This is a genomic window from Rhizobium sp. A22-96 (assembly GCF_053521805.1).
This window is the reverse complement of sequence record NZ_JBNWDQ010000005.1, coordinates 563,556-587,485: the sequence shown is the minus strand read 5'-3', so window position 1 is coordinate 587,485 and position 23,930 is coordinate 563,556. Positions and strand designations below refer to the sequence as shown.

The window sequence follows — 23,930 nt, the reverse complement described above, 5'->3', positions numbered from 1 at the left end:
TAGTGCCTCGCCACCACAAACCTCACGGCATCAAGGCGCACCACCATGAAGGCGGATGCGGCAGCGCCGAAGCGGCTGCATGCTTCGGCGGCTCGTCATTTTCATCCGGATTGGGAACGGGGACCTCGTCCGGCAACCTGTCCGGCTGCGGCTCTTCAATCGGCGGCTTTGGCGTCCAGCCGGGTTCCGGCATCGGAGGCGACTCTGGAATAGGCTCGTTGGGTACAGACATGGCCTGATCCTTTCGTCTCGTTGCTTGATACCGAGAGAACGACGGGGAGCACGCACAGTTCCAATATAAATGCCGTCAGCACCGCCAAGAGCGAAAGGCCACGCACCCTCGCCCGCGACAATCCGCCAACGACGAAGCTGGACAAAGGACAGCCGGAGCCTAGTATTTCAGGCAGGGATCAGGGAGTCAGGATCATGAGCGATAAGAAGCAGCCGAAACTCGACGAAAAGCAGCGCAAGGAACAGGACGACTATCTCGAAGAAGCTCTGGAAGAGACTTTTCCGGCAAGCGATCCGATATCGCCCGGACGCGTGGCCAAGAAGCCGGAAGACAAGAAATAGCCGACGCTCGCCGGTGGGGCGCATGCTGTTTTCAATAGGCTTCGGGAAGAAATGGTACGGTTGGGGGGTCTCGAACCTCCGACCTCAGGTGCCACAAACCTGCGCTCTAACCAACTGAGCTACAACCGCACATGCTCGCGTCGCCGCGAACGGGGGTGACATACGAGGACTTTAAAACTATTTCAAGTCCTATCTCCCCGCAATGTGAAAAAGCTTCAAAGATATCCAGACAATGATGTGCTTCGACATTCATCGGGCAAAGCGCGTCTGGCCTGCCAAAAGAAAAGTCCCGCCTCCGGGTCTTTCACCTGGGAGCGGGACATATAAGCCTTGGGAGGCTGACCGTAAAAATTAGGCCTTGAAGGAGGACATTGCCTTTTCAGCGGCGTCCTTGGCCGGCTTTGCCAGCTTTTCAGCAACCTTCTTGGTGGTTTCCTGAATGGATTTGGCCTGCTCTACGGTGACTTCTGCCTGCTTGCGAATGAAAGCGGTCTGAAGTTCGAAGAGTTCGGCGACGGACTTGACGCGAAGCAGCGCTTCCATGTGCGCCAGCGAGCTTTCGGCATTGGTGCGCAGAACGTCGATGGCCTTGAGGCCGATCTCGACGGAACCAGCCTGGGCGGTCTGCACGGTTGCTTCAACCGTCTTGCCGGCTTCTTCAGTGGCGGTCTTCAGCTTGGCGAAGGCTTCCTTGGACTGGACAGCGCCCTTTTCCGCGAAGTCGCGGAAGGATTCGGAGAGCTTGGACGGATCGAATGCAGCCGTTGAAAAAACGTCGTCTTTCTTTACAGTAGCCATGATTACGCTCCTATATGGGCCCTCTTCGAGGCGCCCTTCGTGAACCTGTGTGAGGCTTATATAATATAAAAGATTGTGCAGTGCAACATAATTTTGCAGCGCACAACGCGTTAACCTTTCCGGCCGAAAGATGGGCCCTTCGCTGGACCCGAAAGCAGGGCACGGTTATTAATAAACCGTTAAAACACGAGAGGCGGTCACGCCCGCAAAACAGGTTGGAATATGCCCGCAGTTCAATATCCGTTCATTGACATTGCCGTGCATCCGCGGGTGCGGGAGCGCTTCGCTCGTGGCGAAGCCATGGTCATGTTCTCGACCGGGATGGATCGCGTGCTGTGGGCCAATGGCGCCGGCGCCAACCTCTTCGGCTTTGATGTCATTTACGATTTCCTCGACCAGGGGCCGAAGCATGGCGACGTCTCGTTCCGCCAGATCGAGGCGACGGCACGCGGACTTGGCGCCGTCAGCGACCAGCGCACCTTCCTCATCCGCATGGCCTCCGGCTTCCAGCGCGCGGTGGTGAATGCGGCGGTCGAGCTCATCCGCATCCAGGCGGGCGAAGAGGCCATCCTGTTCTCATCGCCGGTCTCGGCCAAGCCGATGGCACCGGCCGAATGCGCCCGGCGCATGATCGACGGCTTCGATGATCCCGATACCCACATGGCCGTCATCGGCCGCGACGGCGAAGTCATCTCCGCCTCCACCCGCTTTGCGACACTCGGCATAACGCCACAGACGGCGCGGATGCTGACCACCATGGCCGGCGCGCAGCCGGATCGCCTGATCAAGCGGCCGATCCCGACCGGCCGCGGCTATCTGCCGGCCGCCATCGGCAAGCTGGCGGAAATTCCCGCATTGCATCTGCTGTTCGTGGTCGAGACCGTGCTCGGCCACCTTGATCCGACGGAGAACCCGGCAAGCGCAGCCGCAGTTGAACCACAGGCTGAAGAGGCCCGCGCCGAACTCGAGGCAGCGGCAGTCGACGAAACGGCAAAACCCGTACTGGCAGCGCCCTTCGGCGACGTCATCGACGCGGTTGCCGGCATCGAGGAATTGGACGAGACACCGGAATATCAGCCAGACGAGCAGCCCGAAGCCATTCCGGCCACCGAGGAGACTGCCGAAGATACCCACGCGCTTGCCCTGCTGGATGGAGCAAGCCAAGCCGATATCGAGGCTGCGGCTCAAGCCGACGAACAGCACCTGGAAGCGCCTGACCATCGCGAAGATCACGTCGCAGACAGCCAGACCGCCGACAACCCCGAGCCGGCTCTGCCCGAGGCAACCAGCACCGAAGACCATTCTGCGGAGGGCTTTGCCTTCAAGCGCAATGGCCGTGCTACCCGTTTCGTCTGGAAGATCGATGCTGCCGGTCGTTTCAGCGAGGTTTCGCGCGAATTCGCCGATGCCGTGGGGCCGCATGCGGCAAAAATAGCCGGCAGCGCCTTTGCCGATATCGCCGCGCGCTTCAATCTCGATCCGGATGGCAAGATCGCCGAACTTCTGGCAAGGCGCGACACCTGGTCGGGTCGCACGATCTATTGGCCGGTTGAAGGCACCAGCCTGATGGTGCCGGTCGATCTGGCGGCTCTGCCGACCTATACACGCAGTCGCGAATTCGACGGTTTCAGGGGCTTCGGCGTCGTTCGCTTGGCGGATGTCATCGAAGATCCGGCGAAGCGCGGCATGTCGCTGGATCTCGAAGGCAACCAGCAGGCCGCTGCGCCAGAAGCTGCCGATCAACCCGCAGAGACGGAAGCAACCTCAAACGAACCGCCAGCCGCCGAGCTGGAAGGCCCCACCGCGATCGAAGAGGCCGAAAACACAGCGCGCGAAGCAGCGGAAGATGTTGGCACACCCCATTACGAACCGCCCGCCCTTCATATTGCCGAGACGCCAAACCGCCGGGAAACGGACAAGATTATCCGCCTGCACGAACACCGGACGTTGACGCAGGCAGGCCTTTCGCTGAGCGAGCAAGCCGCCTTCCGCGAAATTGCCCGGCAGCTGGAACCCTTCGGCAAGCGTACCGAACCGCCTGTCGAACAGGCCCCGATCGAGCCCGCTGCAGAGAATGTCGATATCGCCCCGCAGGCAAATGCAGCCGATGAGCTCCTTTCCGAGACGCCTGAAACGGCGATCGGAAACGACAACGACAATGTCGAGTCCAGCCATGAAAGCACGGCGCCGCGGGCCGAGGCTTCCTTAACGGAAGATACGGTCGAGCCTATCGAGACGGCAGTGACGGTCGACCACACTCCTCAGCCTGAGACATCGGTCACATCCAGCGAGCCGGAAGAGGATTTCGATCCGCTCGATGCCCTGAGCACAGCCATCCCGCCGCGCGTCAAGATGCGCACCGGTCTGTCAGTCGATATCGTCGACCAGCTGCCGCTCGCCGTCCTCGTTCATGCCGGCGACCGGTTGATCCACGGCAACCCGGAATTCCTGCGGCTGACCGGCTATGAGAATCTGGAGGGTCTCGAACAGGTCGGTGGGCTGGATGCCCTCCTGCAGCGCAACGATCTTGAAGGCAAGACCGAACAGCCGGGCACGATGATGGTCGTGCGCGCCGATGATGCGCTGGTGCCGGTGACCGCGCGGCTGCAATCGATCCGCTGGGAAGACGGCACCGCCTTGATGCTGGCATTGATGCCCGTGGAAAAGACGGCAACCCCGCCGCCGGAACCCGTACCGGAGGAAGCCCGCCCCGAACGTATTCTCGAGAAGGTCGCCAAGCTGCAGGTGGAGATCGAGGAACTGCGCTCGACGCTTGAGACCGCGACCGATGGCGTCATCATCGTTGGCCAGGACGGCGAGATCCGCTCCATGAACCGCTCGGCAAGCGCACTCTTCAACTACGATGACCAGGAAATCCGCGGCAAGCCCTTCGTCATGCTGTTTGCCCATGAGAGCCAGAAGGCTGTACTCGACTATCTCGGCGGCCTTTCCGGCCATGGCGTTGCCAGTGTGCTCAACGACGGTCGCGAAGTAATCGGGCGTGAGGCATCCGGCGGCTTCCTGCCGCTGTTCATGACCATGGGCCAGCTCAACTCCTCCAACGGTTATTGCGCCGTCATCCGCGACATCACGCAGTGGAAGCGCACCGAGGAAGAGCTGCGCAACGCCAAGCGCGCCGCCGAAACCGCCAATGCCCACAAGACCGATTTCCTTGCCCGCGTCAGCCACGAGATCCGCACGCCGCTCAACGCCATCATCGGCTTTTCCGACATGATGGCCGGAGAGCGTTTCGGCCCCATCGGCCATTCGCGCTACATCGAATATGCGACCGATATCGGCCGCTCGGGCCGGCATGTGCTCGATATCGTCAACGACCTGCTGGACATCTCCAAGATCGAAGCCGGCGAGATGGATCTGGAATTCGCGTCGGTCGGCCTCAACGAGGCGATCACCGAGGCCGTGTCGCTGGTGCAGCCGCAGGCCAACAGCCAGCGCGTGATCATCCGCACCGCGCTTTCGCAGGCTGTGCCGAATGTCGTGGCCGATCTGCGTTCGATCAAGCAGATCGCCCTGAACATCCTCTCGAATGCCATCCGCTTCACGCCGTCTGGCGGCCAGATCGTCGTGTCGACGTCCTATGAAGGCAATGGCAGCGTAGTCTTACGCATCCGAGACACCGGCGTCGGCATGACCCGCTCGGAACTCGAACAGGCGATGAAGCCCTTCCGGCAGGTGGCGACCAATGCGCGCAAACGCGGCGACGGCACCGGCCTTGGTCTGCCGCTGACCAAAGCCATGGTTGACGCCAACCGCGCCACCTTCTCGATCAACTCCTCGCCCAACGAGGGGACGCTGGTGGAAGTCACCTTCCCGTCACCGAGAGTGCTGGCGAACTGAGTGAGATCGCCGGCCCGCCATCAAAACCAGAGATCGCGCACGCACCGTCCCTTGGACGGGAGGTCTTCGAATGTGTCCAGCCCGTCGAAATGATCGATCGGCAGGTCATCAACGAGATCCGGGGGTGCCAGCCGAAGATTGACCGCCATACGGCGGCGGCCATCTTTCTGGAGCCGCAAGCCGCGCCAGCTCAATACATTGGCGCACGACGGGCAAAACAATATTTCGAGCGACGGCTGCTTTTCCTCGGCCCGAGTATAGGACGCCGTCTGCCCGGTGACGGAGATCCGTTCTCCTTCGTAATCATAGGCCCACAGCGCGCCATAGCGCCGGCAGAGCGTACAGTTGCAGGCCGTGATCGAGCCAGGATCGCCTTCAAGCGTCCAGCCTGTCTTGCCGCAATGACATGAGCCGATCAGCATGAGTTATGCGCTCCCCTCACCGCATGGTAGCAGGTGGCATTCTGCCTCAATCGGATAGTGGCTGCAAATAGCGATCTCTTGCAAGAGATCGAGCCCTTTCCGGCCTGACATCCATCGGCTCAGCTCGCCAGAGCCAGACCGCCGTAACGGCTGATTTCGCTCTCTATCTCGGCAATGAGCGTATCCAGCGCGGGGTTTCTCACCTTGCGGCCGCGGCGCACCACATAGGCCAAGGCGGGCGGCGTTGGCAGCCCATGGCTGATGACCTCCATGTCGGGCAGCAGGTGACGACCGTTCAAAAGAGCCACGCCCAGGCCAGCGCTGACCGCCGCGATGATTCCGGCCGAGCTGGTGCATTCGAACACGGTTTCGAGGACAACGCCGCCATCCTGCCCGATATCGAGCGCCCAGCGGCGATAGAAGCATTCATCGTCGAAGGACAGGAACGGTATCGGGCCGTCCGGAGCTAAGGTCAGCTCAGGGTGCTTGACCCAGTGAAGCTGCTCCCGAAAGAGAACGGCATCCGTCGGACGGACCTCATGGACGAAAACCTGGATGATGGCGGCGTCGAGTTCTCCTCGGTCGAGCATGCCCCGCAGAACCAGGCTCATGCGAACCTTGGTGCGCACGGACACATTCGGATGCAGGCGGCGGAAACGCCCCAATATGCGGGCAAGATCAGTGCAGGTCGTATCCTCGGTCAGGCCGAGGGCAACGCGGCCGGCAAGCGAGGTCTTGGACAGGCTCAGCAGCGCCTCGTCATGCAGGCCGAGAATGCGCCCGGCATAATCGAGCAGATCCTCGCCCGCAGCGGTGAACATCGACGCGCCAGGCTTGCGGCTCAAGAGATCGCAATCGAGGCTCGTCTCAAGCCGCTTGATCTTGTGGCTGACGGCCGATTGCGACAGGCCCAGGGCTTCAGCGGCGCGGGTGATACCGCCATGATGACGGATCGCCCAGAGGGCACGCAAAGCGTCGATTTCCAAACGGCGGCTCGTCAATTCGGTCATGGCACACTCAACCTCGATGATGGCTTGCCAAGCAGAATGCCATGTTGCGGCTGTATCTGGCAAATGTTCATGAGCTATAGGACTAAGATGTCATGTCATGATCGATATTTGTCATATGCCATCGAGCCAGCGCTCCCCTATTGCTTAATGGTGCAGCATATTCGATCGGGAGCACAATGACAGACCAATACCTATCCCGGCCAGCGCCAGGTGAACGCCGTTTCCTTTGGCCCTTGCTGGCCGGGCTTCTGATTATCAGCTGGAGCTCCGGCTTCATTGGCATTCGCTATGCCAGCCAAGAGGCAAGCGTCATGCTGGTCCTGTTCTGGCGCACGCTTCTATCGGGTTTGATCCTGCTGCCTTTCGCCTTGGCGATAGGGCCACGGATGCGAATGCGGGCGATAGGGCAGCAGATGCTGTTCGGCGTGATGTCGGTCTTCCTCTATCTCGGCGGCTTCGCACTGGCGATCGAGCAGCGCGTGCCGACAGGACTGGTGGCGCTGATCTCCGATCTGCTTCCGCTCGCGATCGCTGCCCTTTCCCAACCTGTTCTCGGAGAACGGTTGAGCCGACGCCAATGGCTGGGAACGGCAATTGCTGTGGCGGGCGTGCTGATCGTCTCGGTGGATAGTCTCAGTTTTGGCGCGGCTCCCGTCTGGGCCTATGGCGTGACGGTCGGCTCCATGCTCGTCTTTGCTTTTGCCTCGGTCCTGCACAAGCGACAGCGCACCGGGCACATGCCCGTTCATCAGAGCCTGTGCATCCATACCCTTACGGCTTCGGTGCTGTTCGGCGCCTGCGCCATGATGCAGGGCAGTCTTGCCCCGCCGCTAACGCCCGGCTTCGCCATCGGCATTGTCTGGCTGGTTCTGATCGCAACCTTTGTCGCCTATTCGGTCTATTATGCCAGCCTTCGTCTTTTCCCGGTGGCACAGGTGAGCGCCGCCATCTATCTGAGCCCACCGGTGACCATGCTCTGGGCCTGGGCCCTGTTTTCAGAACCGCTGACGATGGCGATGTTCGCGGGGCTGGCGGTGACGCTGGTCGGGGTATGGCTGACTTCGCGCAGCTAGAGCATTTCCAGGAAAAGTGCGCAGCGGTTTTCCGTCCGGAATGCGTAACAACAAAGAGATAGAGCGTTTTCGCGATTCGAAGAAAAGCGAAAATGCTCTAAGGCGAAGTTCCCTGCGGCTTCCTTCGCGAACGGCCTAAAGCGGACGCAATCGTGTGGCATTGGCCGGCCGAAACATCGACGCAGGAGACACACGTGATGAACGAGAGCTGCCCCGTTCTCTCTCCCAACGAGAGACAATATGCCGACATCCAGGAGCGAGCCGAACAGGCGATGTTGGCGACGATCTATGCAGCGATTGAGAAGGCACGCCAACGGGCGGCTGACGAATTGAGCTCTGTTGGATCCGAGTTGACGCCGCCGGCATACGAATATTTTGCCGCCGTCGCCCACCAGAAGCTTTTCCTTCTGTTGTGCGGCGCCGATCCGGAAACGTTCATGGGTGGAAACCCCGATATCGCTGCCCGCATCATCGAAAATGGCCGGAACATATCCGACCATTATTGGGTCGGCAGGGCTGCAAAATCAGACCCTGACGACCCTTCGAACTGATCGCGGAAGCGACCCGGTTATTCGCCGCGCACCTTTGCAGCCTTGCGTGCGGCTCTGGAATTCGGCTTGCCGCTCTTGGGAGGACCGTCACCCCTGGGAACACCTTCGCCCCGGGGAGCGCCGTCGTTCTTGGCGAAATTCGGCTTGCCGGCCTTCTTCACCCAAGGCTTCTTGTCGGAACGCTCGGAAACGCCACCTTCGCCGGCTTGCGCCCGTTCCGGCTTGCGATCGGACTTCCACTTCGGCTTGCCGCCCTCCTGCGGGCGGGGACCTCGGTCGGCGAAAGGCTTCTTTTTCTCGAAAGCCCCTTCCCGCCTGCTCTGCGAAAAATCCGGTACGCCGTCGAGCGGCTTCACGCGGATGCCGCGTTCCAGCGTCTTGTCGGGGCCAATGGCGACCAGGAAGCGCTCGGCGCCTTCCTGCGAGAACTCGACGAAGGTTTCTTCCGGCTGCATCTTGATGGCGCCGATGTCACGCTTGGTCAGGTTGCCGTTGCGGCAGAGCATCGGGATCAGCCAGCGCGGCTCGGCATTCTGCTTGCGCCCCACTGAGAGCGACACCCACACACCGTCGGTGAAATCATTGCGTCCCGCACCCGGGCCGTCGTCGCGGGGAGTAACCGGGAAATCGTCACGGCGAGGCTTCTTGCGCTCGCCTTCGGCCGGCACGTCCTGCAGCTCTTCCGGCGCGGAGTGACGCGCCCGATAGTGACGCAGGAATGCGGCCGCGATCTGCTCGGCGCCGTGGCTTTCCAGCAGCTGCTTTACCAGCGACTGCTCTTCTTCCCGCAGAGGTTCGGCGAAAATTGGATCGGCGAGCAGACGCTCGTCGTCGCGCTCATTGACCTCATCGGCAGACGGCGGCTTTGCCCAGGTGGCGCGCAGGCGAGCGGCCTCCAGCAGGCGTTCGGTGCGGCGGCGTGCGCTGAGCGGCACGATCAGGGCGCTGACGCCCTTGCGGCCGGCACGGCCGGTGCGGCCGCTGCGATGCAGCAGGGTTTCCGGATTGGTCGGTATGTCGGCATGAACCACCAGATCGAGGCCCGGCAGGTCGATGCCGCGGGCGGCGACATCGGTGGCGATGCAGACGCGGGCGCGGCCATCGCGCATGGCCTGCAGCGCATGCGTGCGCTCGCTCTGGCTAAGCTCGCCCGAGAGAGCTACGACGGAGAAGCCGCGATTGTTGAAGCGTGCCGTCAGATGATTGACCGCCGCACGGGTCGAGCAGAAGACGATGGCATTCTGCGCTTCGTAGTAGCGCAGGACGTTGATGATGGCGTTCTCCCTGTCGCTCGGCGTGACGGTCAGGGCGCGATAATCGATATCGACGTGCTGCTTTGTTTCCGAAGCCGTGGCGATACGGACCGCATCGCGCTGGTAATTTTCGGCAAGCTTGGCAATGGTGCGCGGCACGGTCGCTGAGAACATCAGCGTCCGCCGGTCGGCCGGCGAAGTCTCGAGGATGTATTCGAGATCCTCGCGGAAGCCGAGATCGAGCATTTCGTCGGCCTCATCGAGCACGACGGCCTTCAGCTCGGAAATATCCAGCGAGTTGCGGCGAATATGGTCGCAGAGGCGGCCCGGCGTGCCGACGACAATGTGCGCGCCACGCTCCAGCGCCCGCTTCTCGGTGCGCATGTCCATGCCACCGACGCAGGAGACGATTGTCGCGCCCGTCAGTTCATAGAGCCATTCCAGCTCGCGCTGAACCTGTAGCGCCAGTTCGCGGGTGGGGGCGATCGCCAAAGCCAATGGCGTGCCGGCGCGGCCAAAGCGTTCCGCACCTTCAAGCAGGGTCGGCGCCAGCGCCAGACCGAAGGCAACCGTCTTGCCCGAGCCTGTCTGAGCTGAAACGAGAGCATCCTTGCCGGCCAGGCCGGGATCGAGCATGGCCTTTTGCACCGGCGTCAGCGTTTCATAACCACGCTTTGCCAAAGCCTGGGCAATCGCAGGAACGATGCCTTCGAATTCGGTCATAATTTGTCTTTCGGAATTCTTCGTGCCAAACGGCACGGATCATCGTGGCCCGCACGTCGCAGGCCTCTTCTTCAGGCCTGCACATACTTGCTCGGCAAGCTAATGTACAGAGCACATGCGTATTTGTGCGCGACAGAACGAAAAAAAGGCAGCGAACGACGCTGCCTTTGAGAATGATGCTGCCTAAAGAAAGCTCGAGTCGGTGAACTTCATGTCTCCGGAGCCAGAAGCCGGCTCCAATCCGCTCTAGCTCATGCGAACGGTCTCAAGTTGGCTTTTACCTTTGACCAATCTTTCTTAACGCGCCGTTACCAAACGGGGGTCATCGTTTGCCCATCAGTTTTTGGGGAGGCCTCAGCTCCTGAGCTCTTCCAGCCCGACGAAGAGATCGAGCGCCTCGGGGTTGGCGAGCGCTTCCTTGTTCTTGACCTGGCGACCATGCACCACATCGCGCACTGCAAGCTCGACGATCTTGCCGGATTTGGTCCGCGGAATATCGGCAACCGCAATGATCTTGGCCGGCACATGGCGCGGCGAGGCTCCCGTTCGAATGCGGGTCTTCATCTGCTTGACCAGATCTTCCGTCAGCGAGGCGCCAGCCGCCAGGCGGACGAAGAGCACAACGCGGACGTCGTCGTCCCAATCCTGACCGATGCAGAGCGCTTCCAGGACTTCGGGGATCTGCTCGACCTGATTGTAGATTTCGGCGGTACCGATACGCACGCCACCGGGGTTTAGCGTCGCGTCCGAGCGACCGTGGATGATAAGGCCGCCATGCTCGGTCCAAGCGGCGAAGTCACCGTGACACCAGACATTGTCGAAACGCTCGAAATAGGCAGCGTGATATTTGGCGCGCTCCGGATCGTTCCAGAACATGACAGGCATCGAGGGGAAGGCCTTGGTACAGACCAGTTCACCCTTCTCACCGCGCACCGGCTTTCCTTCATCGTTCCAGACATCGACGGCAAGGCCGAGGCCAGGCCCCTGGATTTCACCACGCCAGACAGGCTGCAGCGGATTGCCGAGCACGAAGCAGGAAACGATATCGGTGCCGCCGGAGATGGAGGCCAGCTGGATATCATCCTTGATGCCTTCATAGACGAAAGTGAAGCCTTCCGGCGACAGCGGCGAACCGGTCGAGGTCATCAGCCGCAAGCTTGAAAGGTCATGCGAGGTCTTCGGCGTCAGGCCGCTCTTGTGCACGGCGTCGATATATTTGGCCGAAGTGCCGAACAGCGCGAATTTCTCTTCCTGGGCGTAGTCGAACAGGATGTTGCCGTCGGGAGCGAAGGGCGAGCCATCGTAGAGGCAGAGCGTCGCGCCGGCGGCAAGGCCAGTCACCAGCCAGTTCCACATCATCCAGCCGCAAGTGGTGAAATAGAAGACCTTTTCGCCGGGAACGACGCCGCAATGCAGGCGATGCTCCTTGATGAGCTGCAATAGCGCGCCGCCTGTCGAATGCACGATGCATTTCGGCACCCCGGTCGTGCCGGAAGAAAACAGGATGAACAGCGGATGTGAGAAGGATACGGGGACAAACTCGACCGGTTTTGCCTCAAAGGGTGCGACAAAAGCATCCAGCGTCCGTGCGCCGGGCGTTGCCGCGACCACCGCATCGGCACTGCCTGCATAGGGTACGACCAAGGTCGGTACGTTCAGGCGCTGCGCGATGGCGCTGACCTTGGTCGTGACGTCCTGAAGCTTGCCGCCATACCGATAGCCGCTGCAGGCGATGAAAAGCTTCGGTTCGATCTGGCCAAACCGATCCATGACGCCCTGTTCGCCGAAATCCGGGGAGCAGGAGGACCAGATCGCTCCGATCGACGTGGCTGCCAGCATGCAGGCAATGGTTTCGGGCATGTTCGGCATCATTGCCGCGACCCGATCTCCCTTGCCGATGCCGAGCGCGCGGTAGGCCTGCTGCAGGCGTGATACGGTCTCAGCCAGCCGATCCCAGGTCCAGCGATCGCGCACCTTATCCTCGCCCCAGAACACCAGCGCATCGCCCTTGCCGCTTCTCGACAACAGGTTCTCGGCGAAATTCAGTTCTGCATCGGGAAAGAAACGAGCTTCCAGCATGAGGTCGCCATTAACAAGCGCTCGCTCGCCGCGATGTCCCTTGATGCCACAGAAATCCCAAACGGCGGTCCAGAAATTCTCGCGATCGGCGATGGACCAGGCATGCAGGCCGGTGAAATCGGAGATTGACAGGCCGAAACGCCGGTTGCATTCCTGCATGAAGGAAAACATTGGGCTTTGACGACGAAATTCTTCCGATGGCGTCCAGAGCAGGTCTTGATCGTGCATGTTTCTCTCCCCCACTTTTCGATCTATATAGCAATGCTGCAGCGCATTATAAAGTCACGGAGTCGTGGGCATTTCCAGTGTGCAATGTTTGCATCCGCCAAACATTTCCTATATCCGGCAACACAGGCAGATCGTCCCTATCAGTTTGAGAGTTTCCACGGGATATGAGAGCGTCGAGAAACAACAAGTGGCGGTTGACGATCCGATCGGCCTCGCGCTGGCTACCTGCCGTCGCCCGTACAACCGGCATCATTCTTCTAACAGTCCTCATTCTCTTTGCTGTCTTCAGAGCGACAGCACCTTTCCTGATCTCCAGCGGCCTGGTTCGCTCCGGCATCGAAAAGGCGCTTTCTGAATGGACGGGATACAGGGCGCAGATCGAGGGCGACCCGACACTCGAATTCTGGCCGACACCTCGCGTGACGCTCAATCAGGTCACCATTCGCGAACCGGCAAGAAACGGCAAGGTTCTTGGACATGTCGACAGTCTCTCGGCGGATTTCTCGCTGCTATCGGCCATCCGCGGACACGCGCATTTTCATGAATTTCATTTCCTGCGCCCTACCCTCTACATCCGTCGCGACGAGAACGGCCTGATCGACTGGACGAACGAGGGTCGCCTTTCCAAGGCGATCGAGCAGGTGGACGCCTCCTCCACCCAGGGCGTGTCCATACCCAAGGAACAGGATGCCGCCATCGGCACGCTGACCATCGAGGATGGCAGCGTCGAGATGACCGACGAGCGCAGCGGCAACCTCTACAAGATGAATGGTGTCAACGCGGACATATCATGGCCGCGGCTGTCCCAACCGATGACGGCTGTCATCCTTGCCCGCTTCAACGATCAAGACATCAAGCTCAACTTCGACTCGACGCAGCCACTGCTGTTCTTTGCCGGCAAGAGCGTGGATGCCAAGACCAGCTTCTCCTCGCCGTTGATCAGCTGGGCCTACACGGGCACCACAAGCATATCGGACTTTTCGACACTATCGGGCAATCTCCAACTCAGCGTGCCGAACGTTCCGTCCTTCCTGGCGTGGAGCGGCCAACGCCTGCCCGCCGCAGATGCGCTCAAGAACGTGTCGCTCAATGCCGATGTCGCCGCGATCCAGAACGGCCTGCGCTTCGACAATCTCAATTTCAAGGTCAATGATTCCGCGGCTTCCGGCGTCATGGACCTGAACTACACGCCCGCCGGAAAGCCGAAAATTTCCGGCACGCTCGCCTTCGACCAGATGAACCTCAATCCGTTCCTGGCCGCCTTCTCCATGCGTCTCGCCGCCGAGACTGCCATCAATGCCATTCTGAACGGCAATCCCCTGCAACGCCTCGATCTCGACTTGCGCCTCTCGTCCAACAAGGCGGGGCTTGGCCCATTCCAGTTCGACAATATCGGCGCCAGCCTGCTGGTTGCAGGCGGCAAGGCAAAATTCGATATCGCCGACAGCGGCTTTGAAGGTGGCTCGTTGACCGCGCATCTCGAGGTCGCTCCGGGCGACTTCGACGGCGGTGGCAAGCTGCAGATATCGATCCGCAATGCGGATTTCGGCGGGCTCTTCACCCGACTCAAGCTGGAAGGCCCGCTGCCGCTGACAACATCGGGATCTCTTGATCTAGCCTTGAGCACGACCCGGCCGATCTGGGTTGCCACGCTGAGCGACGTTGCAGGCCAGATGCATTTCAAGTCGTCCGCGGGGTCTTTCCGTCAATTCGACATCTCGTCCTTCCGGTCCCTGGCTACCGAGAAGGCCTTCTTCCGGATGAGCGACATCGCCGATGCGACTTTCGATTTCGACAGCATCAATATCGATGCGAGCTTTGCCAAGGGTTCGGCAGAGGTGCAGAACGCAGCAATCACCGGCCGCAACGAGACGATCACACTGAACGGCGTGGTTCCCTTCCGCACCAATGGTCTGGCGTTGTCGGGAGCGATCGAGGCGACCTCGCCTTCCGATGCCGACGAACTGCCGATGCTGCCGTTCTTCCTTGGCGGCAGCTGGCCGAATCCGGTCGTCTCGCCGGTGACGACATTGCTGCAGAAGCCTGTGCAGCCGCAGGAGCCTTAGGCTTCTCCCGACACAAGTGACGGCCGCGCCTCAGCCTGCGGCTGCAGCCTGCTCGTCCCTTTGGCGCTGTACCTCGCGGCGCTTGGTCACAATGGAGGCGCAAATGACGCCGATGGCGACGACCCCGATCAGGATGGTGCAGATGGCGTTGATCTCCGGCGTCACGCCGAGCTTGACCTGACTGTAGATCAGCATCGGCAGCGTCTTGGCGCCGGCGCCGGACGCGAAGGTTGCAATCACCAGATCGTCGAGCGACAGGGTCAGAGCCAGCACCCAGCCGGAGAATACCGCCGGCGCGATGATCGGCAGAGTAATCTCGAAGAAGGTGCGCACCGGCGGAGCGCCCAGATCCAGCGCCGCTTCCTCGATCGAGCGGTCGAAGGTCAAGAGGCGAGACTGCACGACGACGGCGACAAAGCACATGGTCAGCGTCGTGTGCGCCATGACGATCGTCCAGAAGCCGCGATCGACGCCGGAGGTCACGAAGAGCAGCAGCAGCGACAGGCCCGTAATGACGTCGGGCATGACCAGGGGCGCATAGATCATGCCCGAAAACAGGATACGCCCGCGGAAGCGCGTGTAGCGCACCAGGGTCAGCGCCGCCATAGTGCCGAGCACTGTGGCGATGGTTGCCGACAGCAGCGCGATGCGCACCGTCAGCCAGGCAGCGCTCAGCATGGTGTCGTTGCTCAACAGGTGCACGTACCATTGCGTCGAGAAGCCGCCCCAGACGGTGACGAGCCGGGACCGGTTGAAGGAATAAAGGACCAGCAGCAGGATCGGCAGATAGAGGAAGGCCAGACCGAGCGTGACCGAGACGATGTTGAAGCGAGACCAGCGGATCATCTGTTATCTCCCTTTCTCGTCGGCCTTGGCCTGGAAATGCTGGAAGAAGACGATGGGCACCACCAGCACCAGAAGGAGGATGGTCGCCACCGCCGAAGCCAGCGGCCAGTCGGTGTTGCTGTAGAATTCGGTCCAGAGCACCTTGCCGATCATCAGGGTTTCCGAGCCGCCGAGCAGATCGGGAATGACGAATTCGCCGACGGCCGGAATGAAGACCAGCATGCAGCCGGCGATAACGCCTGGAAGCGACAGCGGAAAGGTGACGCGCCAGAAGGCGCCGATCGGCGTGCAGCCGAGATCCTGCGCCGCCTCGATCAGCGTGCCGTCCATCTTCTCCAGCGCGGCATAGAGCGGCAGGATCATGAAAGGCAGATAGGAATAGACCATGCCGATATAGACGGCCGTATTGGTGTTGAGGATGACCAGCGGTTCATGGATGATGCCGAGCGTCATCAGCAGCTGGTTCAAGAGGCCCGTGGTGCTGAGGATCGACATCCAGGAATAGACGCGGATCAGGAAGCTCGTCCAGAACGGCAGGATGACGAGCATGAGCAGCGTGGGACGGATCGTTCGCGGCGCCTGCGCCATGCCGTAGGCGATGGGATAGGCGATGATGAGCGTCAACAAGGTCGAGATACCGGCAATCTGCAGGCTCTGTATATAGGCGTTCATATAGAGCGGATCGCCCGTCAACCACACGTAGTTGTCGAACGACATGGTCTGCAGCTTGTCCCACCAGTCGCCGAAGCTGTCCGTCCAGGTGAATGAGGGATCGTAGGGCGGGACGGAAAGCACCTTCGTCGATAGCGAGATGCGGAAGACGATGAGGAAGGGTGCGAGGAAGAAGATCAGCAGCCAAGCATAGGGAATGACGATGACAAGGCGCTGATAGATGGAGGAACCAAGCGCTCTCATGATCAGTCCTTCAACAATATGCCGGCATTTTCATCGAAGGACACCCAGACGTTCTGGTCATAGGCGAAGGGTTCTTCCACGGCGCGGACCGCGTTCAGCGACGAGGCCTTGAGCACCTGCCCATTCTTCAGCTTAACGTGGAAGACGGTCATGTCGCCGAGATAGGCGATATCCCAGATTTCACCCTCGGTAGCATTGACTGAAGCGTTGGCTGGTGGGCGTGGCGTTACCCTCAGCTTCTCCGGCCGGATGGCGAGGCTGGCGCGACTTCCCGTGGCCGGCGTGTCGCTGGAGGCAGTGCGTAACGTCAGGGCGGAATCGACGGCGATTTCGACAATGCCGGATTGCGTTGAAGTGACGTTGCCATCGAGTATGTTCACATCGCCGATGAAGTCGGCGACGAAGCGGCAATTGGGCGCCTCATAGATCTCCGCGGGGGTCGCCACCTGCACCACCTTGCCGTGGCTCATGACCGCGATGCGGTCGGCCATGGTCATCGCCTCTTCCTGGTCATGGGTAACGACGACGAAGGTCAGGCCAAGGCTCTGCTGCAGGTCCATGAGCTCGAACTGGGTTTCCTCGCGCAATTTCTTGTCGAGCGCGCCCAGTGGCTCATCGAGCAGCAGCACCTTCGGCCGTTTGGCGAGAGAGCGGGCGAGCGCCACGCGCTGGCGCTGGCCGCCGGACAGCTGATTGGGCTTGCGCTTGGCGAACTGCTCGAGCTTGACGAGCTTCAGCATCTGCGCGACGCGATCGTCGATCTCGGCCTTCGGCATGCCATCCTGGCGCAATCCGAAAGCGATATTCTTTTCCACCGACATATGCGGAAAGAGCGCGTAGGACTGGAACATCATGTTGACCGGGCGGCGATAGGGCGGCGTACCGGCCATGTTCTGGCCATCGAGCACGATTTCGCCGGTCGTCGGCTGTTCGAAGCCCGCCAGCATGCGCAGCAGCGTGGACTTGCCGCAGCCCGAGGCGCCCAGAAGGGCGAAGAATTCGCGGTTATAGATATCCAGGGAGAGATTGTCGACGGCGGTGAAATCACCGAACTTCTTCGTCACGTTCTTGAAGGAAATGTAAGGCTTGGCCGAAGGATCGGTCCAAGGAGCAAAGGAACGCCGGATATTACCGAGTGACTTCATTATCTATCCCCAAATGGATGCCCTTACGGGCCTTTATCGCGCCGGCTCTTCCCCTTCCCGGCACGCTTTTCGTTCTTACGCTGTCCTCTTAAGGAAAGGCCCGGACGTTGCCGTCCGGGCCTCTTTGAATTATTGGCCGGTGGTGACCTTTGTCCACAAGCGCGTTGCCACGCGCTGCGTTTTCGCATCCCAAGGGGTCAGCGTGTACAGCTTCTCGCGGACCGCATCGGTCGGATAGACAGCCGGATCGTTGAGCACGTCCTTGCTCACGAACTGCTGCGACGCTTTGTTGCCGTTGGCATAGGCAACGAAATCGCTCGCCTTGGCGATGACTTCGGGCCTCATGATGTAGTTGAGGAAGATATGCGCCTCTTCGACATGCGGCGCATCGGCGGGGATCGCCATGACGTCGAACCACATCTGTGCGCCCTTCGTCGGGATCGAATAGCTGATGTTGACGCCGTTCTTGGCTTCGGCCGCACGATTGCGGGCCTGCAGCACATCGCCTGAATAGCCGAAAGCGATGCAGATATCGCCGTTGGCGAGTGCATTGATATATTCAGAGGAGTGAAACTTGCGCACGAAGGGGCGCATCGCCGTCAGGAGCTCCTCGGCCTTCTTGAAATCTTCCGCCTTGGTCGAGTTCGGATCGAGGCCGAGATAGCGCAGCGCGGCCGGAATGACGTCGGTCGGCGAATCCAGCACGTAGATGCCGCAATCCTTGAACTTGGCGGCGAGTTTCGGATCAAAGATCACGTTGATATCAGGTGCCTCGTCAGTACCGAGGATCTGCTTCACCTTATCGACATTATAGCCGACGCCGCTGGTGCCCCACATATAGTCGATGGCGTATTGGTTGCCGGGATCATAGGTGGCGATGCGCTGCTGCACCGTATCCCACATGTTGGAGATGTTCGGCAGCTTGGATTTGTCGAGCTTCTGGAAGACGCCAGCCTTGATCTGGCGTTGCAGGAAATAGGCCGTCGGGACGACAACGTCATAGCCGGTCTTGCCCGCGAGCAGCTTGGTTTCCAGCGTCTCGTTCTGGTCGAACGTGTCGTAGACGACCTTGATGCCGGTTTCCTTGGTGAAATCCGTCAGGATCGAATTATCGATGTAATCCGACCAGTTATAGATATTGACGACCTTGTCTTCTGCCTGAGCGACCGTCGCCAGCGAAACGACCGCAAAAGCCGTTGCTGCAAGCCGTGCGAACATGGACTTCATAGTCTCTCCTGTTTTGTTCAAGGGTATCCAGGCGACACCCAACCCTCTGTTTTTCCCGTTAGACTAGAAAGGAAATCGGAAGGCGACAAGGGAAAAAGCGCGACTTCGAGCGCTTTCAAGGATTTGCTCAGAAACGATGGAGGACAGTGCAAAGGGTGGCGACAGCTGCCTGCACGCGATTGTGAACTCAATCGCCGCTTCCCGCGTGAATGCGCAAACCGGCTTTGCTAACATCGCTGCGTCTCACTCCTGGAATAGTCTCACGTCCGTTTCGCAGCCCTGCCCAGCGGGCAAACCCAACCCATAATTCAAGGGTGCATCATGCAATACCAAAAATTCGGCAATACCGGCCTCAGCGTCTCGCGCCTCTGCCTGGGCACGATGACCTTCGGCCTGCAGATCGAGCAGGAAGACACGGCCCATGCCATCCTCGACAAGGCGGCCGATGCCGGCGTCAACTTCATCGATACGGCTGATGTCTATCCGCTTGGCGGCGGCGAGCAGCTTGCCGGCCGCACCGAAGAGATTGTCGGCCGCTGGCTGAAGGGCAAGCGCGACCGTTTCATCGTGGCAACCAAAGCCGTCGGCAAGGTCGGCCCATCTCCCTGGGACCAGGGCGCATCGCGCAAGCATCTTCTCGACGCCATCGACGCCTCGCTACGCCGCCTCGGCACCGATTACGTCGACCTATACCAATTGCATTCGGACGACCGCGAAACGCCGATCGACGAAACACTGGAAGCACTCGACATCATCGTGCGCTCGGGCAAGGCCCGCTATGTCGGCGTATCGAATTTTCTCGCTTATCGGTTGGCTTTGGCGCTTGGACGCGCTGACTTTCTGCGCACAGCCCGTTTCGTCTCGGTGCAGCCGCGCTACAATCTCCTTTTCCGCCAGATCGAGCGTGAGCTGCTGCCGCTTGCCGAAGAACAACGCATCGCCGTCATCCCCTACAACCCGATCGCCGGCGGTCTTCTTACCGGCAAACACAAGCATGATGTTGCACCGACCGAAGGCCGCTTCAGCTCGCAGCTGCGGGCCGCCGGCAGCAACTACCTGCAGCGCTACTGGCACGAACGCGAGTTCGCGACGATCGAGAAGCTGCGCGGCATTGCCGAAGAGGCCGGCCAGCCACTCGTCAAGCTTGCCGTCGCTTGGGTGGCGGCCAATCCGGTCATCACCTCTGCCATCATCGGCGCCAGCCGGCCGGATCAGTTGACGGATACGCTTGCCGCCATCGATCTCAAGCTCGACCCGGCGCTGAAGGCGAAGCTGGATGATGCCACAGTCGAATATCGCTGGGGCGACGCGGCTCGTTGAAGACAAGAAACCGGCGGTCAATCACCGCCGGCTTTACGCATAGGTCGGGCGCTTGCCGGCAAATAGCTCCGAATGGCTTTTCAGCAAGCGGGTCATGCGGTCGACCACGGTGCGGATCTCCCGGCGATGACGATCGGCATTGTTCATGACGATCCATTGCCGGTGGCGCAGCGAGGCGATCTCCTCGCCGACACGCTCCAACCTCGGCTCCTGATCGCCGACGAAGCAGGGCAGAACCGCAATTCCCGATCCGGCCAGCGCCAGATCGTGAAGCGACCGCGGACGACTGACCGTAAAGACGATCTCCTCATGCTTGTTCTGATGCGGCCAGCGCAGATAGGCGGATATAGCCTCCTCCTCCGCCACCGCGATCCAGCGCTGCGGCCCGGCAAAACGCATGTTGCGGGCCTGATAGGCGGCGTAGGCAACATCACTGGTCTTGATGGCCGCGAGATTGCTCTCCTCCGGCTCGAAGGCCCGGATGCCGATATCGCTTTCACGATGAGCAAGGCTGGCGCGGCGCTCGCCGAGGTAAAGGTCAATGCGAAAGCCGTCACGTTCCGAGCAGATCGACGGCATGTTCTGGCTGAGCAACCAGCCGACCCAGGTGCCAGCGGCAATCCGGACGATCGAGCTTCCCTGCGCATCGCGCTGCCAGCTATCGACCTTGCGGGCGGCGGCCTCCATCTCCAGCAGCTGATCAAACAGCGCCTGGCCATCGCCGGTCAGTGTGTAACCAGCCTGGCTGCGCTCAAAAAGCGGCCGGCCGATCTGTCCTTCCAGCTCCAGCATGCGTCGGCCGATCGTCGCCGGGCTCAGGCCGCTCGAAGCGACCGCGCCCGTTAACCCGCCGCCGCGGGCGACATCGAGGAAAAGCTGATAGGAATCCCATGTGGTGTTTTTCATGATTGAAAAACATAGGGCGAAAACGGCTGTTTATAAAGCAAATTCCCATGGGTAATTGAAGGGATGCCTCACAACAAGGAGACATCCCATGATGGAAAGTTTTGCTTTGGCCAAGGCCCTCGAGATAGAAAGCCGAGCGCGCGAAGAGCAATGGCGCCGAAACGAAGACCTGTTCTACCGCGACAATGCGCGAGACGCTTCGCCATTTGCTCAGTGGCTCGGACGAATACTTGCCGCCTTGATCCCGCGCCGCACGACAACAAAAAAGGCGGACCGGCTGCAAATGAGCCGATCCGCCTGTGTTGACGATCGTTGCAGCGATCAGGCTGCTTCCTGCCGCACATAGCCCGCATTGTATCCGGCTTCGATCTTGAACTGCTGGATAAGGCTGAGCAAGGCATCGGCTTCGGTGGCGAGTTCGCGGCTTGCCGCCGTGGTCTCCTCGACCATGCCGGCATTCTGCTGGGTCATCTGATCCATGTGGTTGACCGAAGCGTTCACTTCCTGCAGCGCGCTTGCCTGGTCGTGGCTGGCGCGGGCAATCATTTCCACATGCTGGCTGATCGTGACGATCTGGCTGCTGATCTGTGCGAGCACCGAACCGGCCTCCTGCACGAACTGCGAGCCGGAATTGACCTCCTGCGTCGACTTGTTGATCAGCCCCTTGATTTCCTTGGCGGCAGCGGCGGAGCGCTGTGCGAGTTCGCGCACTTCCATGGCGACGACGGCGAAGCCCTTGCCGGCATCGCCGGCGCGGGCGGCTTCGATACCGGCATTGAGCGCCAGCAGGTTCGTCTGGAAGGCGATCTCGTCGATGACACCGATGATCTGCTCGATCTTGCGTGACGCATCTTCGATACGTGCCATGGCGTCGATGGCATTGCCGACGACGACGGAACTGTCATCGGCGCTGCGCTTGGCTTCGCGCACGATGGCATCCGCATCCTTGGCGCGCTCGGCCGAGGAGCGGACGGTGACCGTGATCTCGTCAACGGCCGCGGCCGTCTGTTCGAGCGAGGCGGCCTGCTGCTCGGTGCGCTTGGAGAGGTTCTCGGCGGAGGCGGCCATCTGACTGCCATTGCTCTGGATCATCTCGACATTGCCGCGGACCTGGCTCAGCGTTTCCTGCAGGCGTGACAACGAGCTGTTGAAATCCTGGCGGAGCTGTTCGAGACGGCCGATGAAAGGCGTCTCGATGGTCGCGGAGATATCACCCTGCGCAAGGCGTTCGAGGCCGGCCGCAAGTTCGCTCACTGCAAAGTCGATCTGGCGGTCGAGCTCGCGCTTTTCGGTATCGTTGCGCTGGCGTTCGTGTTCGGCGGCAGCGCGCTCCTCGTCACTCTGCTCCTCGATGCGGATCTTCGAGATGGCATTTTCCTTGAAGATGCCGAGCGCCCGCGCCATGTCGCCGATTTCGTCATGACGCTGCTCGCCGGAGATCGAGGTCTCCAGCATGCCATCGGCAATCCGGCGCATGGCGGCGGTGATCTGACCGATCGGGCGCTGCAGGGTCAGCACCAGCGCGATGCCACCGGCGACCGAGAGGATGATGCCCAGAGCCGTCGCGAGGATTGATATGTAGTTTGCCTGCTCGCGTTCGGTGCCGGCGCTCTGCTTCTGTGTTTCGGCAAAGGCGGTGAGCTGGCCCCAGACCTGATCGAGCTGCTGGCGGGCGGTTGCATATTCGGCGATGCGCTGCGTGATGGTATCGACCAGCTTGCCGCCGGCGTCATCCATCGATTTGATCGCCGGGCGGATGGCCGCATCGATATCACCGGCAAAATCCATGCTCTTGGCGCTCTGGTTCAGCGTATCGATATCGCCGCCGAGCTTGGAAATTTCCTGACGCAGGCGGACGAGATTGTCCTTGTTGGTATTGGCGTTGAACTCGGCAAGGACGAGCTGCAGTGAATAGACCGAGTCTTCCAGCCGGCGCGTATCCTGCAGAACGGAATTGGTCTGTGCAACGCGGGCATCCAGCGATACGAAGCTGGTGGTCGCCTGGCGCATCATCTGCGTTGCCGTCAGCTGCGTGTAGGTCGACGTCTGGCGGAAGCGCGAAAGAAGACGGCTGATATTGGCGACGGTATCGTCGGTCGGCACATCCGTGCTTTCGGTGAAGGCGGTCAGATCCTTGATCGTGCCGACCAGCGACTGGACGACGCTTTTCTGGTTCTGCGGCAAGGCGAGATCGATGGAGCGCTGCGCCTTGTTCAGATCCGGCAACCGGTCCTTGAGGAGCTTGACCTTGTCAGCCGGTGTTGCGGCCTTGTTGAAGTCTTCCGCCACGGAACCCAACATGTCGCCGCCCTTGAGCAGGCGGTCGGCGGAGCGCAGCGTCGAAGTCGCATCGGCCTGATCCTGCCGCATCTGATCTTCAAGCTGCTGGCTGTTGAAATCGACGTTGAAGCGGGCGCTGATCAGCGCTCTCTGCGCATCGTCGATCGTCTTGCGAAATGCGAGTTCCTGCTCATGGAGCGTCCACAGCCTGCCGACGAGATTGGCGGTGTCGGCGGTCTTGGCGGTCGCTTCGGTCAGATTGTCGCGGCCATCCGCATCCGCGCCGAGCTGGCCGAGCGTCGCGTTGAGCACGCCCTGCTGGGACTTGATGTCCTCATAGAGCTTGTCGCGCTGCTGCGCATTGGTAATGCGCAGGAAGTCATCCATGGAGGCATAGAGGTTCTTGAAGCCGGTCAGCGATTGCAGCACGCTGTTGGAGATTTCCATGCGCCCCTGCAGAAGGCCCGAGGCATAGAGCCCGGTAAGGCCGACGGCGGAAATGCTGATGACGAAGGGCAGGACGAATATGAGAACCTTCGTCTTGATCTTGAAACGCGATAATATTTTATCAATGAACATAGTGGCCCAGACCTCTCACACACCGCTCCCCCGTCGACGCCGCCTCGGCGCTGACCGGATGTATAACCATCATCCTTG

At 60.6% G+C, this 23,930-nt stretch carries 18 protein-coding genes and 1 tRNA gene; 6 read left to right on the top strand and 13 right to left on the bottom strand.

The window, feature by feature from the left end:
• Window positions 1-22: 22 nt before the first annotated feature.
• The gene (locus ACQZ6F_RS24375) at window positions 23-232 is read right to left on the bottom strand and encodes a hypothetical protein (protein WP_077471355.1); all 210 of its coding nucleotides are present in this window, start codon (window positions 230-232) and stop codon (window positions 23-25) included.
• Window positions 233-426: 194 nt separating this feature from the next.
• Between ACQZ6F_RS24375 and ACQZ6F_RS24370 the strand changes: the two genes are divergently transcribed.
• A complete protein-coding gene (locus ACQZ6F_RS24370; protein WP_169055369.1) occupies window positions 427-573 on the top strand; it encodes a hypothetical protein in 147 nt (48 codons plus the stop codon).
• A gap of 52 nt (window positions 574-625) precedes the next feature.
• Here ACQZ6F_RS24370 and ACQZ6F_RS24365 read toward each other — a convergent pair.
• Both ACQZ6F_RS24365 and ACQZ6F_RS24360 read right to left on the bottom strand, forming a co-directional pair.
• Window positions 626-702, bottom strand: a tRNA-His gene (locus ACQZ6F_RS24365).
• 222 nt (window positions 703-924) lie between these two features.
• The gene (locus ACQZ6F_RS24360; protein WP_068396997.1) at window positions 925-1,371 is read right to left on the bottom strand and encodes a phasin; all 447 of its coding nucleotides are present in this window, start codon (window positions 1,369-1,371) and stop codon (window positions 925-927) included.
• A gap of 222 nt (window positions 1,372-1,593) precedes the next feature.
• Between ACQZ6F_RS24360 and ACQZ6F_RS24355 the strand changes: the two genes are divergently transcribed.
• The gene (locus ACQZ6F_RS24355) at window positions 1,594-5,229 is read left to right on the top strand and encodes an ATP-binding protein (RefSeq protein ID WP_449094369.1); all 3,636 of its coding nucleotides are present in this window, start codon (window positions 1,594-1,596) and stop codon (window positions 5,227-5,229) included.
• A 20-nt stretch (window positions 5,230-5,249) separates the two neighbouring features.
• Here ACQZ6F_RS24355 and ACQZ6F_RS24350 read toward each other — a convergent pair whose 3' ends face one another.
• Window positions 5,250-5,651: a GFA family protein gene (locus tag ACQZ6F_RS24350; protein WP_034488469.1), complete on the bottom strand. Its 402-nt coding sequence runs from the start codon at window positions 5,649-5,651 to the stop codon at window positions 5,250-5,252.
• Window positions 5,652-5,770: 119 nt separating this feature from the next.
• Window positions 5,771-6,661, bottom strand: a complete 891-nt coding sequence (locus ACQZ6F_RS24345) for a LysR family transcriptional regulator (RefSeq protein WP_449094368.1) — start codon at window positions 6,659-6,661, stop codon at window positions 5,771-5,773.
• A 176-nt stretch (window positions 6,662-6,837) separates the two neighbouring features.
• Here ACQZ6F_RS24345 and ACQZ6F_RS24340 point away from each other — a divergent pair, with 176 nt between their 5' ends.
• Together ACQZ6F_RS24340 and ACQZ6F_RS24335 are read left to right on the top strand one after the other, a co-directional pair.
• Window positions 6,838-7,734 (top strand): DMT family transporter, encoded by an 897-nt coding sequence (locus ACQZ6F_RS24340; protein ID WP_449094367.1) that lies wholly within the window; start codon window positions 6,838-6,840, stop codon window positions 7,732-7,734.
• A gap of 197 nt (window positions 7,735-7,931) precedes the next feature.
• On the top strand, window positions 7,932-8,285 hold the full coding sequence (locus tag ACQZ6F_RS24335; protein WP_449094366.1) for a hypothetical protein: 354 nt from the start codon (window positions 7,932-7,934) through the stop codon (window positions 8,283-8,285).
• 17 nt (window positions 8,286-8,302) lie between these two features.
• Here ACQZ6F_RS24335 and ACQZ6F_RS24330 read toward each other — a convergent pair whose 3' ends face one another.
• Window positions 8,303-10,261 carry a DEAD/DEAH box helicase gene (locus ACQZ6F_RS24330; RefSeq protein ID WP_449094365.1) on the bottom strand — a complete coding sequence of 653 codons (1,959 nt, stop codon included), beginning with the start codon at window positions 10,259-10,261 and terminating at the stop codon, window positions 8,303-8,305.
• Between the two features lie 354 nt (window positions 10,262-10,615).
• Window positions 10,616-12,568 carry an acetoacetate--CoA ligase gene (locus ACQZ6F_RS24325; RefSeq protein WP_449094364.1) on the bottom strand — a complete coding sequence of 651 codons (1,953 nt, stop codon included), beginning with the start codon at window positions 12,566-12,568 and terminating at the stop codon, window positions 10,616-10,618.
• A gap of 164 nt (window positions 12,569-12,732) precedes the next feature.
• Here ACQZ6F_RS24325 and ACQZ6F_RS24320 point away from each other — a divergent pair, with 164 nt between their 5' ends.
• On the top strand, window positions 12,733-14,634 hold the full coding sequence (locus ACQZ6F_RS24320; RefSeq protein ID WP_449094363.1) for an AsmA family protein: 1,902 nt from the start codon (window positions 12,733-12,735) through the stop codon (window positions 14,632-14,634).
• 30 nt (window positions 14,635-14,664) lie between these two features.
• Here ACQZ6F_RS24320 and ACQZ6F_RS24315 read toward each other — a convergent pair whose 3' ends face one another.
• The 4 genes from ACQZ6F_RS24315 to ACQZ6F_RS24300 form a co-directional block, all read right to left on the bottom strand.
• Window positions 14,665-15,480: an ABC transporter permease subunit gene (locus ACQZ6F_RS24315; RefSeq protein WP_068397023.1), complete on the bottom strand. Its 816-nt coding sequence runs from the start codon at window positions 15,478-15,480 to the stop codon at window positions 14,665-14,667.
• A 3-nt stretch (window positions 15,481-15,483) separates the two neighbouring features.
• Window positions 15,484-16,395, bottom strand: a complete 912-nt coding sequence (locus ACQZ6F_RS24310) for an ABC transporter permease subunit (protein ID WP_068397026.1) — start codon at window positions 16,393-16,395, stop codon at window positions 15,484-15,486.
• A 2-nt stretch (window positions 16,396-16,397) separates the two neighbouring features.
• Window positions 16,398-17,540, bottom strand: a complete 1,143-nt coding sequence (locus ACQZ6F_RS24305) for an ABC transporter ATP-binding protein (protein WP_068397029.1) — start codon at window positions 17,538-17,540, stop codon at window positions 16,398-16,400.
• Between the two features lie 129 nt (window positions 17,541-17,669).
• On the bottom strand, window positions 17,670-18,758 hold the full coding sequence (locus tag ACQZ6F_RS24300; protein WP_234906161.1) for a polyamine ABC transporter substrate-binding protein: 1,089 nt from the start codon (window positions 18,756-18,758) through the stop codon (window positions 17,670-17,672).
• Window positions 18,759-19,088: 330 nt separating this feature from the next.
• Between ACQZ6F_RS24300 and ACQZ6F_RS24295 the strand changes: the two genes are divergently transcribed.
• Complete coding sequence (locus tag ACQZ6F_RS24295; RefSeq protein WP_449094362.1) at window positions 19,089-20,087, top strand: aldo/keto reductase; 999 nt, start codon at window positions 19,089-19,091, stop codon at window positions 20,085-20,087.
• A 33-nt stretch (window positions 20,088-20,120) separates the two neighbouring features.
• Here ACQZ6F_RS24295 and ACQZ6F_RS24290 read toward each other — a convergent pair whose 3' ends face one another.
• Both ACQZ6F_RS24290 and ACQZ6F_RS24285 read right to left on the bottom strand, forming a co-directional pair.
• Window positions 20,121-20,993 carry a LysR family transcriptional regulator gene (locus tag ACQZ6F_RS24290; protein ID WP_449094361.1) on the bottom strand — a complete coding sequence of 291 codons (873 nt, stop codon included), beginning with the start codon at window positions 20,991-20,993 and terminating at the stop codon, window positions 20,121-20,123.
• 321 nt (window positions 20,994-21,314) lie between these two features.
• The gene (locus tag ACQZ6F_RS24285) at window positions 21,315-23,852 is read right to left on the bottom strand and encodes a methyl-accepting chemotaxis protein (RefSeq protein WP_077471345.1); all 2,538 of its coding nucleotides are present in this window, start codon (window positions 23,850-23,852) and stop codon (window positions 21,315-21,317) included.
• Window positions 23,853-23,930: the final 78 nt, after the last annotated feature.